We start from the raw sequence: 13,564 nt of genomic DNA, 5'->3' as shown, positions 1-13,564 counted from the left end.
GGCTTACGCGGTGCGCGAATAGCGCGGCTGATCGCTGGCCGCCTGTTTCAGATAGCGGTCGAAGCACATGCCGATATTGCGCAGGAACAGGCGGCCGCTGGGCGTGACGCTGATTTTTCCGGTGCTGATTTCCACCAGGCCGTCGTCGGCCAGCGGACGCAGGTCGCTCAGGGCGTCGGCGAAGTAGTCGGTAAAGGCGATGCCCCATTCGCTGCCGAAGGCGGCGAAGTCCAGCTCCAGGTCGCACATCACGCGGGTGATCGCTTCGCGCAGAATCTGGTCGTCGCGGGTGAGTTTAAGGCCGCGCTCGACGGCGAAGCCGGTAGCGGCGACGCGCTCCTGATAGCGCTTGATGTTCTTCTCGTTCTGCATGTAGACGTCCGCCGTCTGGCTGATGCTTGAAGCGCCGAAGGCAAGGATGTCGCAGTCCTTGTGGGTGGTGTAACCCTGAAAATTGCGCCACAGGGTTTTGGTTTGCTGCGCGCGCACCAGTTCGTCGTCGGGCAGCGCAAAGTGGTCGAGGCCGATGTTGACGTAACCCGCTGCGCCCAGCGCCTCGTTCACCGCCTGCTGCAAGCCCAGGCGCGTGGCCGGATCGGGCAGGTCGGACTGGATAATCAGGTTCTGGTGTTTTTTCAGCCACGGCACATGGGCGTAGCCAAACACCGCCAGGCGGTCGGGCGCCCATTCGGTAATGCGTTGCAGGGTGCGGCTGAAACTCGCCACGGTCTGCTTCGGCAGGCCGACGATCAGGTCCAGATTGATGCTGGAAAACCCCAGTTCGCGCGACCAATCGAGCACCTGCTGGATCAGCGCCTCGGACTGGATGCGGTTGACCGCCTGCTGCACCGCCGGGTCCATATCCTGCACGCCGAACGACAGGCGATTGAAGCCGGATTCGCGCAGGGCCTCCAGATGCGCCCGCGTCAGTTCGCGCGGATCGACTTCGCAGCTGATTTCGGCATCGTCGGCCAGGGTGAAATGGCTGCGCATCATCGCCATCAGGCGGCGAATGTCGTCGGGATTGAGATAAGTCGGCGTGCCGCCGCCCCAGTGCAGCTGACGCACCGGGCGACGGGTGTCGACCTGCTGCGCGGTGCGCGCCATTTCCTGATCGAGCGTGGCGAGATAAGGCTGGGTTTTGCTGTAATCGTGCGTCGCCACCATGTTGCAGCCGCAGTAATAGCAAAGCGAGTCGCAAAACGGGATGTGGGCGTACAGCGAAATCCCGCGGTCGGGCGCGGGTTCGGCCAGCGCTTCGAGCCAGTCCGCCTCGCCAAAACCGGTGTGGAAATACGGTGCGGTGGGGTACGAGGTATAGCGCGGGCCGGCTACGCTGTATTTCTGCAGCAACTCCAGAGTCGTCGTCATTGCGGCGTCCTTATGAGGATATATTTATCTTTTTATTATATCGCTTCAAGCAAAATCCGGGCAAGCCAGCCTCAAGGAACCCGCCCGCTTTTGCGGTAAAGTTCGGTGCTAGAAAGCCGTTGTCTCCTCCACACACGCGCCCGGATACCTTATTCATGTCCCGCCTCATTTTCCTGCTCCGCCTGTTCCGCATGCTGGCCCTCAGCCTGTTGCTGGCGACGTCGGCCGCGCATGCCGACGAGGCCTCGGCGCTTGCGCAAAAGGTCTACGACCGCCCGAACGGCCGCGATCTGGTGACCCAGGGGCGCATGGTGCTGACCGAAAAGGGCCGCGCCCCGCGCATCCGCGAACTCGTCACGTACCGGCTCGACAAGGCGAACGGCGAAACCGCCAACCTGATCCGTTTTCTCGACCCGGAAGACATTGCCGGCACCGGTCTGCTCAGCATAGACCAGGCTGACGGCAGCACCGACCAGTGGCTGTATCTGCCTGCGCTGGACCGGGTGCGGCGCATTTCCAGCGACCGCAAGGGCGGGCGCTTTGTCGGCTCCGACCTGTATTTCGAGGACCTGCAGGAACGCAAGCCCAGCGAAGACCGCCACCGCCTGCTCGGCAAGCAGACCGAGAACGGCATCCTGTGCGACGTGCTGGAAAGCGTGCCGGTCGATCCCGACAATTCGGTCTATCGCAAGCGCATTCTCTGGGTTGACCCCGCGACCGCCATCGTCCAGCGCACCGACTATTTCGAGAAAGACCCCGACACCCCCAGCAAGCGCTGGCTGCTGCGCGGCAAGAAGCGCAACCAGGGCTACTGGACGCTCACCGACAGCCGCGTGATCGACCTGACCAGCGGCCACGAAACCCGCATGGTGATCGACTCTGCGCTGTACGACCAGAAACTGCCCGCCAAACTCTTCACCTCGCAAGCCCTCGCTGACGAAAACCTGGAATCGGAATATCGCCCATGAAAAAGCTGCTGCTGAATCTGACGCTCTCCCTCGCTACCCTGCCGGCGCTGTTGCCCGCACACGCCTCGGCTGCCGACGATCTGCCACCGCCACGCGCCGCCGAAGCGGGCAGCGCAGACGACCTGCCCCCACCGCGCACATCCACTCGCAAGCCGCCCGCGGCAGCCGCCGGCACAACAACCGCCCAAGCCGCTGTACCGCTTGAAGGCGCAGATGACCTGCCACCACCCGGTGCCAAAAAAGCCAAGCCACGCAGCGCGCAGCCGACGCTCAAATACGGGGTCGACGACCTGCTGCTGGAAGCCGGCGGCCTGCCTGATGCCACCGAGGCCGACACCTATTCCACCCTGCGTGCCAAGGCCTATGTGCTGTGGCAACCGAACCGCGACTGGGAACTGCGCGCGGGCGCACGGGTGGATGGCGCCATGCAGAATGGCGGGGTAGCCGATTTCAACGACATGTCGGCCGATTTCACCGACACCTACGTGCGTTACCGCAGCGGCGACACGCGGCTGACCCTGGGCGCGCAAACCATCATCTGGGGGCGCGTCGACGAGATCCCGCTGGCCGACCGCGTCAGCCGTGCCGACCTCACGCGCTTTACGCTGGACGAGCTGCCCGAGCGTCGCCGCGCCGAACTGGCGGCCCGCTGGGAACAAACCCTGGGTGACTTCAAGCTGGATGCCGTGTGGCTGCCGGTCTTCAACGCCGCTGAACTGCCCGACGCATCCAGCGTCTGGAGCCCGATCAATCTCACCACCGGCGAAATCGTCGGCATTGCCCCCAGCCCGGCGGTTGCCGCGCTGGTGCAAAACGCCGTCATCAGCGAGGACGAACACGGCAGCGGCGGCGGCGGCGTACGCCTGACCAAAACCGGCGGCGCCGTCGATTATGGCGTCACCCTGGCTCGCAGCCGGCAGTCGCAACCGTACTACCTGATCGGCGGCATCCCTCTGGCGCCCACGCTCACCGCCATCCATCCGTTCAACAATTTTGCCGGCGCCGATATGGAACTCGAAAGCAACGGCATCACCTGGCGCATGGAACTGGGCTACACCGACAACATTCCCGTCACCTTGCCCACCACTGCCACCACCTACGTCCCTTCGCTCGACTGGGTGGGCGGCATCGAATTCTTCCCCGGCGGTGCGGACACGCGCATCAATCTGCAACTGGTCGCCCAGGCCCTGCAAACCGACCAAAGCATACTGCAGCTGACCGAGTACTACGGCGCCAACGGTGAAATCGAAACCACGTTCGGCCAGGGCCGCTGGACCGCAGGCCTGCGTTTCTTCGGCGGCCTCAACGTGAAGAACCTCTACCTCAACCCCGAAATCAGTTACGTCGCCTGGGAGCCCTTCGCGGTGTATGCGGGCTACCACTACTTCAATGGCGACGACCGCACCCTGGCGGGTTTCCAGGAAGACCACTCGATGGGTGTGCTGGGCATCCGCGGCCAGTTCTGAATTCCGTGACGACGTGAACCTCCTGAAATCCTGGCTCAATGGCAGCCGCATGCTGCCGCCCTGGCTGGCGCTGGGCATCCTGCTGTTCATCCTGCTGGGTTCGTTGCCCCTGGTTTTCAAGCTGCACTTCAACAACGCGGGCGACATTTACTCGCCGCCCGACGCCCCCATCATCCAGCTGCGCGAATCGCTGTTCAAGGAATTCCCCAACGACGAAGCCTTGATCGCGCTGTTCGAGGGCGACCAGCTCTACACCCCCGCGTTTCTCGCCGCGTTGCACCGCACCGCGATACGGATGGAAAAACACCCGGCGGTGGACCGGGTGCTGACGCTCACCACCGCCGAGCACATCGATGCCACCGACGACGGCTTCGCGGTTTCCATACTGATCGACCCGGACCATCTGGAAGCACGCACCCCTGCGCAATGGAAAGCGCGCGTGCTGGGCGACGCCTTTGCACCGGGCCTGATCGCCTCGCGCGATGGCCGTGCGGTCGCGCTGGTGGTGCGCCCCAAGTTCCTCAAGGAAAGCCTGACCCGCCGCGACATCCAGATCGAACTCGACAAGGCCATCGCCGCTGAAAACCTCGAGCAGGCACGCACCGCAACCGCCGGCACCATCGCGCAGACGGTCGAGGAACTGCGCTCGATCTGGCGCGACAGCGCGATCTTCATCCCCCTCACGGTGGTGATCGGCATGGCCCTGATGTGGTGGGTGGTCGGCCGGATACGTCCCATGGTGGTCGGCGGCGTCGCGATGGGCGCCGTGGTCGCCGCCAGCGTGGCGGGGCTGGTGGCTGCCGGGCAGCCCTACACGCCGATCACCGCCATGATTCCCACCCTGATGGCGGCCTACACCACGGCCACCCTGCTGCACTTCTACGCCGCCATCCAGCGTGCCCGTATCGCCCTGCTGGCGCGGCCACAGCGCATCGAGCGCGCGCTAAGGGAAACCCTAGTGCCTGGACTTTTCAATGTGCTGACCACCGGTGCCGGCATGCTGAGCCTGCTGCTGGTGAATATCCCGCCGGTGCAGGCATTCGGCCTGTCGGGCGCCATCGGCACGCTCATCGTTTTCATCGTGGTGTTCGTGCTGGTGCCACCGATCCTGCTCAAATGGGACACCCCGCGCTGGCCGCGCCGCAGCTCCGGCATGGCGCACGCGCGCCATATCGCGGCTGCGGTATCGGTGTTCAGCCTGCGCCATGCAAAAGCAGTCCTGATTACGACTGCCCTGGTGCTGACTGCGGCGATTCCGTTGGTTTTGCAGGTCAAGGTCGAATCCAACCTGCTCGAGTTTTTTGCCCCCGAGCACAGTATCAGCCGCAGCACCGAACGCGTCGAAAGCGCGCTCGTCGGCGTCACCGGCCTGGAAGTCGTGCTGACCGGCAGCACCCGCGACAGCCTGAAAGACCCCGTCACGCTGGCTCAGATCAAGGCACTGCAAACCTGGCTGGAACAGCAACCCGAAATCGACCGCAGCTTCTCGATGGTCGACGTGCTGGAAGAAATGAACCGCGCATTCAACGGCGGCGACGTGGGGCCTGACGCTCTGCCTGCCGAACGCAAACTGATCGAACAGCTGATGCTGATTTACGACGGCAAGGATTTGTACGAGCTGGTCAATCGCGAGTTTCAGCGCGGCCGCATCACCCTGAGCCTCAACGTGCATGGCGCCAATGAAATCAGCCGGGTGATCGAGCGGATCCGCGCCCATGTCGCCGAACAACCGGTCAAGGGCATGTCGGTCGAACTGGCCGGTTTCGGCCGCATCTTCTCGGACCAGGAAGACCGCATCGTCGACGGCCAGGTGAAAAGCTTCGGCGCCGCCTTCCTGCAGATATTCCTGTTGCTCGCCCTGTTGTTCCGCTCATTCCGCGGCGCACTGATCTGCATGGTGCCCAATCTGGCGCCGCTGTTTTTCATTTTCGTGGTCATGGGTGCAGTCGGCATTTCGCTCGACGTCGCCACCGTACTGATTGCCAGCATCATTCTCGGCATCACCGTGGACGACACCATCCATCTCTATCACGGCTACCAGCACCGTCTGCGCCGCGGCGTCAGCCCGGCGTTCGCCATCATCCGTAGCATGGAAAGCTCGGGGCGCGCCGTGATTGCGATTTCGATGGTGCTGATTGCCCAGTTCATCCTGCTGGGCCTGTCCGATTTCCGCCCCACTGCGCACTTCGGCATTCTCTGTGCGGTCGGCCTGTTTGCGGGTCAGGTATTCGAGTTGCTGCTGATGCCGGCTCTGCTCGGCCTGCGCCTTCGCAAGCAGGAAAAAACTATCACGGCACAGTAAGCCTGAGCGCGCCGAACGCGTCGTTGAACAACGCGACTTCGTCGCCCGATGCAAATTGCCAGCCTTCCAGATGGCCGAAGTCGAGGCTGGATTTCGGGTTCAGCTCAAGCATGAAGCGCTTGGCCGTCGACGAAGCGGGATTGCGTACCACCAGCGACACGGCCAGATAGCGGTCGCTCGTATTGCGGATTTCGGCCACCAGGCCTTGCCCAAGAAAAGAAGCCCGGAAGTCGACCACCACCGGCAAGGCCGGCTTGGCCGAAACGACCGCCTGATAATCGCTTTCCTTCCAGGCCAGCTGCGCTTTCAGCTGCTCGATATCGCGCAGACTGTTGGTCAGCAGATTGCGCGTCTCGATCAGATAGCGTTCGGTCTGCTGACGGACTTCGACTTCCTTGGCAAGCCGCCGCTTGCCGTCGTCGATATCCACTTTGAGCATGAAGGCATACAAGGCCAGACCGCATACCAGCATGAACAATACGGCATTGACGGTGATCGAAACGATCAGCCCGCGCCGCTGCGGCAACGCGGGATTGCTCGCTTGCGTGCCGGGCCTCATCCGGTGTTGCGCATCCCCGCCGCGATGGCGTTGATCGTGCGTTTCAGCGGCGTCAGCCAGGTGTCCTGTTCGGATTCCCACACGCTGCCGCTGCGGTAGCGCTTCAACATGCGCACTTGGATGTGGTTGATCGGATCGATGTAGGGCCGGCGGCGCGAAATCGAGCGCGACAGTGACGGGTTTTCTTCCAGCAGCGCCTCAATTTGTGCAACCTGCTTGACCCCTGCCACGGTGCTGCCGAACTCGTCCGCGATCACGCGGTACACCGCCATGGTGTTGGGGTGTTCGCACAGGCGTGCATATTCCTCGGCGATTTCCATGTCGGCCTTGCTGAGCGCCATCTGCACGTTCGACAGCAGACCGCGGAAGAAAGGCCACTCGCGGTACATCGTCTGCAATTGCGCCAGGCCATCCGGCTGCCGGGCAATGAAGCCGGACAGCGCGCTGCCGATGCCGAACCATGCAGGCAGGGTGTGGCGCGATTGCGCCCAGCCGAACACCCAGGGGATCGCCCGGATCGAACCGAGCGAGCGGTCGGCTTTCTTGCGGTGCGAGGGCCGGCTGCCGATATTGAGCAGGCCGATTTCGGTGACCGGGGTGCTTTCGTAGAAATAGTCGATGAAGCCCGGCGTGGCGATCAGCGCACGGTACGCAACTTCGCCTGCAGCCGCCATGTCGCGCATCCAGTCGAGATATTGCTGCGGGTAGCGCACCTCGTTTTGCGCCAGCGCGGTGGCGCTGGCTTTCATCAGGCCGGTGACGCCCATGCCGATTTCGTAATTGGCGGTTTCCGGATTGCTGTACTTGTAATACAGCATCTCGCCCTGCTCGGTGAACTTGATTTCGCCGTTCACGGTGCCAGGCGGCTGCGACAGGATGGCATCGTGGGTGGGGCCGCCGCCGCGCCCGACGGTGCCGCCGCGACCATGGAACAGGCGGCACTCGACGCCGTAGCGCTGGGTCAGCGCGATGATGGACAGCTGCGCCTGATAGAGATTCCAGTTCGATGCCAGGGTGCCGCCGTCCTTGCATGAATCCGAATAGCCGAGCATGACTTCCTGGTGGTTGCCGTTCGCGGTCAGCAACGCGCGGTAGGCCTTGTTCGACAGCAACTGGTCGAGGATCGCCTCGCTGTGCTGCAGGTCTTCCACCGTCTCGAACAGCGGTGCAACCAGGATGCGGCAGAACCAGTCGCGGCCGTTGTGGCCGGCGAGTCCGACCAGGCGCGCCAGCAGCATCACTTCCATCACGTGCGACGCGCTGTGCGTCATCGAAATCACGTAGGCGCCGAACACCTCGTCGCCCACCTCGGCCTGCAGTTTGGCCATGCGGCGGAACACGGCGACCGCTTCGCGCGCTTCGTCGTCCAGTGCGGAATCGTCAATGGCAATCGGGTCGATATGGCCGATCCACGCTGCCAGGCGCTGCAGGCGCTCGCTCTCGTTCGCCGCCGGATAATTGAAATCGGGGTCGATTTGCTGCAGCACACCCGTGACGGTACGCGTATGCACAGTCGATTCCTGACGGATGTCGAGTTGCAACAGATGGAAGCCGAAGCTTTCCACCAGCCGGATCAGCGCTTGCAGATCTTGCTGGGCAACGATGCGGTCGCCATGGCTGATCAGCGAGTCGCGCAACAGGTACAAATCGTCGAGGAAAACCGATGCGTTTTCATAGGCCAGATGCGAGGTGAAGCTCGGCACATCGGCCAGACACTGGTGGATGTAGGACAGATTGGCATCCAGCCGCGCCAGCATCATCGCTGCCATGCGCCGGTACGGTTCGCGGCTGTAGATCTGCACCGCCGTACCACGGAACACCTGTTCGCCGTACTCGGCCTCATACTCGGCCAGCCGCTCCAGGAAGGGCGCGGAAGGCGTGCACCAGCCGCTGCTGTGGGTGAGCGTCTGCCGCAGTTCCAGCACACGTTTTCGGTATTCGTCGAGCGCGGCCTCCATCTGCGTATGCACGGTCCATTCGGTGACATCGGCGGTCACAAAGGGATTGCCGTCGCGATCGCCGCCGATCCAGGAACCGAAGCGGATGAAGCTTGGCACGCTGATCGGCGCCACGCCTTCGGCATTGACGCCGTAATGCTTGCGCAGCGCCTTTTCAAAGAAATGGTAGGCCTTGGGCACCGCCTCGAACAGGCTTTCGCGCACGTAATACAGGCCATTGCGCACCTCGTCCCGCACTTCGAGCTTGGCGCTGCGCAGTTCGTCGGTACGCCACATCACCTGGATCTCGGCGACCAGTTGCGCTTCCAGTTCGCGCTGGTCGTTCACCCCGAGGATGGGGCTGTAGAGCTGGTCGCAAATCAGGAACACCCGGCGCATCCCTTCCATCACGGCGCGACGGCGCGCCTCGGTCGGATGCGCGGTGAACACCGGCGCGTAATGCAGGCGGTTGATCATGCCCTGCAGGGTATCCGGCGACAGGCCCTGGATCTTGAGCTCGGCCACAGTACGGTCGAACGATCCATCCCACAGCGCCATCCCGTGCGACAGCATGCGGCGGCGGTTGCGGTGGGCGTAGCTTTCTTCCGCCACGTTCACCAGCTTGAAATAGCTCGAGAATGCGCGCACCACCAGTTCGACCTTGTCGGCCGGCATGGCGTCGATCATCTCCATCAGCTCGGTGCGGCGCTGCTGGTTTTCCTGCTGCTGCAATTCGGCAAAGCCGCGCCGCAAGGTTTCCACTGCGTTGAAAACGTCTTCACCGGCAAATTGCAGCAACACCTGACCGAGCAGAGTGCCCAGCAGTCTGACCTGCGCGCGCAGGTGGTCATCCGTCAGTAGGTTCTCGGGAGCAGTCATGGGGAATCGATTCAATTAAGCGTGACGGGATGGACGTGCAGGGCGGATTTTCTCATATCGAGAGGCATCACCCAACCGCGAGGCGGGCATTACGGAACATCCGCATCCATGGACTAGCATGTGCCATGCCAACCGGTTTCCACGACAACTGCGCGGCGCGGAACACGCGTTCGGGGTGCGGCATCAGGATGCTGAAGCGGCCATCGCCCGTGGTAAAGCCGGTCAAGCCGCCAGCCGAACCGTTGGGGTTGAGCGGATAGGTCTCGGTGGGAACGCCGTGATGATCGACGTAGCGCACGCTGGCCAGCGCCTGTGCGGCATGCGCGGAATCGCGGAAAACCACGCGGCCCTCGCCGTGCGACACCGCGATCGGCATCGTCGAACCGGCCATGCCGGCAAAGAACAGCGACGGCGAATCCAGTATTTCAACCTGGGCGAAGCGGGCCTCGAACTGCTCCGACAGATTGCGCTCGAAACGCGGCCACGCCTCGGCGCCGGGGATCAGTTCATGCAACTGGCTCATCATCTGGCAGCCGTTGCAGACCCCCAGGGCAAAGCTGTCGGTGCGCTGAAAGAACGCAGCAAACTGGTCGCGTGCACGCAAATTGAACAGGATCGACTTGGCCCAGCCGCCGCCGGCGCCCAGCACATCGCCATAACTGAAGCCGCCGCAGGCCGCCAAACCAGTGAAATCGCCCAGACTCACCCGGCCGGACAGGATGTCGCTCATGTGCACGTCGACCGCCGCGAAGCCCGCGGCATCGAACGCAGCCGCCATCTCGACCTGGCCGTTGACGCCCTGTTCACGCAGCACAGCCACGCGCGGACGCTTGCCGGTGGCTATGAAGGGCGCCGCGACATCGGCCCCGGCATCGAAGCTGAGCTTGAAGCCCAACCCTGGATCGGCCGCATCCGCCTGCGCTGCAAACTCCTGCTCCGCGCAGGCCGGGTTGTCGCGCAACTTCGCCATTTCGTAGCTGGTGCGCGCCCAGGCGGCCTGCAGATCGGTGCGCGCCTCGTCGAAGAACGCCTGGTTGCCGCGCAGGATGCGCACCCGGTCATCCGCATTCGGTTGCCCGATGACATGAAACTCGCCGCGCAACCCGGCCACCATGAAAGCCTCCATCACAGCCTGCGTGTCGGTGCGGCGCACCTGCAGCACCGCGCCCGCCTCCTCGTTGAACAGCACGTTGAAGATACGCTGCGACACATCGCTTTCAGTCAGCAACTCGGGTTCCGGCAAGCCCTCGTCTTCGACCTCATGGCGGATCTGCTCGAGGCACAGCTCGTCCACGTCGAGGTCCAGCCCGCAATGCCCGGCGAACGCCATTTCGGCCAGCGCGACGAACAACCCACCGTCGCTGCGGTCGTGGTACGCCAGCAGTTTGCCATCGGCGTTGAGCGCCTGCACCGTGTCGAAGAACGCCGCCAGCGCCCGGGGTGTCGGTGCGTCCGGGCAGCGGTCGCCCACCTGCTTGTAGGCCTGGGCAAAGCTCGATGCGCCGAGACGGTTTTTACCCAGGCCGAGGTCGATCAGGATCAGGTCGGTCTCGCCGCACTGCTCTCCATGCAAATCGGTGCGCAGTTGCGGCGTCAGATGCTGCGTCGCATCGGGGCTGTTGGCGAAGGCCGAAATCACCAGCGAAATCGGCGAGGTCACGGCCTGCTTCGCGCCGTCGGCCTCCCACACCGTTTTCATGCTCATCGAGTCCTTGCCGACCGGGATGGAAATGCCCAGCGCCTGGCAATAAGCCGAAACCGCAGCCACGGTGTCGAACAACGCGGCGTCTTCACCTGGATGGCCGGCCGGCGCCATCCAGTTGGCCGACAGCTTGACCTGGTGCAAGCCTTCGACCCGCGCCGCCGCCAGATTGGTGATCGCCTCGACAATCGCCATGCGCCCCGATGCGGGGGCATGGATCAGCGCCAGCGGCGCTTTCTCGCCGATGGAAAACACTTCGCCCTGCGTGGTCTGGTAACCCGCCAGCGTGATCGCGCAATCCGCAACCGGCACCTGCCACGGTCCCACGCACTGGTCACGCGCGGTGAGGCCGCCGACCGTGCGGTCGCCAATGGAGATCAGGAACATCTTCGACGCCACGCCGGGCAGCGCCAGCACCCGGTAAGCCGCCTCGTGCAGCGCAATGCCCTCGAGCGCCAGCGGCGCAGGAACGGCCGCCTGATGCGCCACTTCGCGCGTCATTTTCGGCGGCTTGCCGAGAATCACGTCGAGCGAAATATCCACCGGCGCATTCTGGAAATGCGCGTCGGTCACCTGCAGATGGTTGTCTTCGACCGCTTCGCCCAGCACCGCAAACGGGCAGCGCTCGCGCTCGCAGATGGCGCGGAATTCGCCGATGCGATCAGGCGGAATCGCCAGCACATAGCGTTCCTGCGCCTCGTTGCACCAGATTTCGCGCGGCGACATGCCAGACTCTTCCGACGGTACGGCGCGCAACTCGAAACGGCCGCCGCGGCCGCCGCCGTGGACCAGTTCGGGCAACGCGTTCGACAGTCCGCCGGCGCCGACGTCGTGGATCGACAGGATGGGATTGTGGTCGCCCAGCTGCCAGCAACGGTCGATGACTTCCTGCGCGCGCCGCTCCATTTCGGGGTTGCCGCGCTGCACCGAATCGAAGTCCAGATTCGCCGCGTTGCTGCCGGTGTCCATGCTGGACGCCGCGCCGCCGCCCAGACCGATCAGCATGCCGGGACCGCCCAGCTGGATCAGCAGGGTGCCGGTCGGCAGCATCTTTTTGTTCACATGGTCGTCGCGAATGCTGCCGACGCCGCCCGCCAGCATGATCGGCTTGTGATAACCGCGGCGCTGTCCGGCGACGGTTTCTTCAAAGGTGCGGAAATAGCCGGCCAGATTGGGGCGGCCGAATTCATTGTTGAACGCCGCCGCGCCGATCGGGCCTTCGAGCATGATGGCGAGCGGCGACACGATGCGTTCGGGCTTGCCGTAAGCGTCGGCCTCCCAGGCCTGGGTGGCGCCGGGAATATTCAGGTTCGATACCGAAAAACCGCACAGCCCGGCCTTGGGTTTGGAACCGGTGCCGGTCGCGCCTTCGTCGCGGATTTCGCCGCCGCTGCCGGTGGCCGCGCCCGCAAACGGCGAAATCGCGGTCGGGTGGTTGTGCGTCTCCACCTTCATCAGCACGTGGGTGAGCTCGCTGCTGTAGGCGTAGCTGCCGTCGGCGCGCGGATAGAAGCGCTCGATCTGCGCGCCTTCAATCACGGACGAATTGTCCGAATACGCCACCACCGTGCCTTCCGGGTGGGCGGCGTGGGTATCGCGGATCATGCCGAACAGGGATTTGGCCTGCGCGGCGCCGTCGATCACCCAAGCAGCGTTGAAAATCTTGTGGCGGCAGTGCTCGGAATTGGCCTGCGCGAACATCATCAGTTCGACGTCCGTGGGATTGCGTCCGATACGGGTGAAGTTGTCGACCAGATAATCCAGCTCGTCGTCCGACAGCGCGAGCCCAAGGTCGCGGTTGGCGCCTTCCAGCGCGGCACGGCCGCCGGCCAGCACGTCCACCGTCGCCAGTTCGCGCGGCGGCACGTGCTGGAACAACACACTGGCGTCTTCCAGCGAGGCCAGCACGGTCTCCGTCATGCGGTCGTGCAGCAGCGGCAGCAAGGCTGTCAGCGCCTGCGCCGGCAAGGCTGCGCCCTGCGCATCGCACGCGCGCCAAGCCACGCCGCGCTCGATCCGGCGCACTGAAGCCAGCCCGCTGTTCCTGAGAATGTCCGTCGCCTTCGACGACCACGGCGAGATCGTGCCCGGGCGCGGTGTCACCAGACACTGCACGGCATTCGCGGCCGGCGCATCGGTCGGCGTGCCGTAGTCGAGCGCCTGCCCGAGTACCTGCATGGCGGCGGCGTCGAGTTCGCCTTCGATCTCCAGAAAATGCCAGTAGCGCGCGCTCAACTCACCCAGCACGATCCCCGAACGGGCGGCTTCCTGGCGGATTTTGTCGAGTCGGAAAGTGGACAGCGCGGCACTGCCGGGAAGAGAAACGATTGAAGACATGAGCGTCTTTGCAAATGGGCAAAGACGCTATTTTAGCTGATCG

7 protein-coding genes are annotated in these 13,564 nt (G+C 63.9%); 3 read left to right on the top strand and 4 right to left on the bottom strand.

Annotated features, from left to right (window positions below):
* Window positions 1-3: 3 nt before the first annotated feature.
* The gene (gene hemN, locus IV098_RS07265; protein ID WP_296887553.1) at window positions 4-1,371 is read right to left on the bottom strand and encodes an oxygen-independent coproporphyrinogen III oxidase; all 1,368 of its coding nucleotides are present in this window, start codon (window positions 1,369-1,371) and stop codon (window positions 4-6) included.
* 155 nt (window positions 1,372-1,526) lie between these two features.
* On the opposite strand from hemN, the gene IV098_RS07260 reads away from it, so the two are divergent.
* Genes IV098_RS07260 through IV098_RS07250 form a run of 3 tightly spaced genes read left to right on the top strand, consistent with a single transcriptional unit; the run spans window position 1,527 to window position 6,107 of the window.
* On the top strand, window positions 1,527-2,339 hold the full coding sequence (locus IV098_RS07260) for an outer membrane lipoprotein-sorting protein (protein ID WP_296887552.1): 813 nt from the start codon (window positions 1,527-1,529) through the stop codon (window positions 2,337-2,339).
* On the top strand, window positions 2,336-3,805 hold the full coding sequence (locus tag IV098_RS07255) for a hypothetical protein (protein ID WP_296887549.1): 1,470 nt from the start codon (window positions 2,336-2,338) through the stop codon (window positions 3,803-3,805). The genes IV098_RS07260 and IV098_RS07255 overlap by 4 nt, the downstream gene beginning before the upstream one ends.
* Window positions 3,806-3,818: 13 nt before the next feature.
* Window positions 3,819-6,107: an MMPL family transporter gene (locus tag IV098_RS07250; protein ID WP_296887547.1), complete on the top strand. Its 2,289-nt coding sequence runs from the start codon at window positions 3,819-3,821 to the stop codon at window positions 6,105-6,107.
* Here the strand turns inward: IV098_RS07250 and IV098_RS07245 are convergent.
* The 3 genes from IV098_RS07245 to purL form a co-directional block, all read right to left on the bottom strand.
* A complete protein-coding gene (locus tag IV098_RS07245; protein WP_296887545.1) occupies window positions 6,094-6,666 on the bottom strand; it encodes a hypothetical protein in 573 nt (190 codons plus the stop codon). The genes IV098_RS07250 and IV098_RS07245 overlap by 14 nt on opposite strands.
* The gene (ppc, locus tag IV098_RS07240; RefSeq protein WP_296887543.1) at window positions 6,663-9,482 is read right to left on the bottom strand and encodes a phosphoenolpyruvate carboxylase; all 2,820 of its coding nucleotides are present in this window, start codon (window positions 9,480-9,482) and stop codon (window positions 6,663-6,665) included. The genes IV098_RS07245 and ppc overlap by 4 nt, the downstream gene beginning before the upstream one ends.
* Window positions 9,483-9,549: 67 nt before the next feature.
* Window positions 9,550-13,521, bottom strand: coding sequence for a phosphoribosylformylglycinamidine synthase (gene purL / locus IV098_RS07235; RefSeq protein WP_296887541.1), 3,972 nt, complete (start codon window positions 13,519-13,521; stop codon window positions 9,550-9,552).
* Window positions 13,522-13,564 lie beyond the last annotated feature (43 nt).

It is taken from the genome of Thiobacillus sp. (assembly GCF_018780105.1).
In the GTDB taxonomy this organism is placed as follows: Bacteria; Pseudomonadota; Gammaproteobacteria; order Burkholderiales; family Thiobacillaceae; genus Thiobacillus.
This window is presented reverse-complemented; position numbering and strand designations above follow the sequence as displayed.

Bases quoted from the DNA above. Each gene is read 5' to 3' on its own strand.
- hemN (WP_296887553.1), bottom strand. From the start codon at position 1,371: ATGACGACGACTCTGGAGTTGCTGCAGAAATACAGCGTAGCCGGCCCG.
- IV098_RS07260 (WP_296887552.1), top strand. From the start codon at position 1,527: ATGTCCCGCCTCATTTTCCTGCTCCGCCTGTTCCGCATGCTGGCCCTC.
- IV098_RS07255 (WP_296887549.1), top strand. From the start codon at position 2,336: ATGAAAAAGCTGCTGCTGAATCTGACGCTCTCCCTCGCTACCCTGCCG.
- IV098_RS07245 (WP_296887545.1), bottom strand. From the start codon at position 6,666: ATGAGGCCCGGCACGCAAGCGAGCAATCCCGCGTTGCCGCAGCGGCGC.
- ppc (WP_296887543.1), bottom strand. From the start codon at position 9,482: ATGACTGCTCCCGAGAACCTACTGACGGATGACCACCTGCGCGCGCAG.
- purL (WP_296887541.1), bottom strand. From the start codon at position 13,521: ATGTCTTCAATCGTTTCTCTTCCCGGCAGTGCCGCGCTGTCCACTTTC.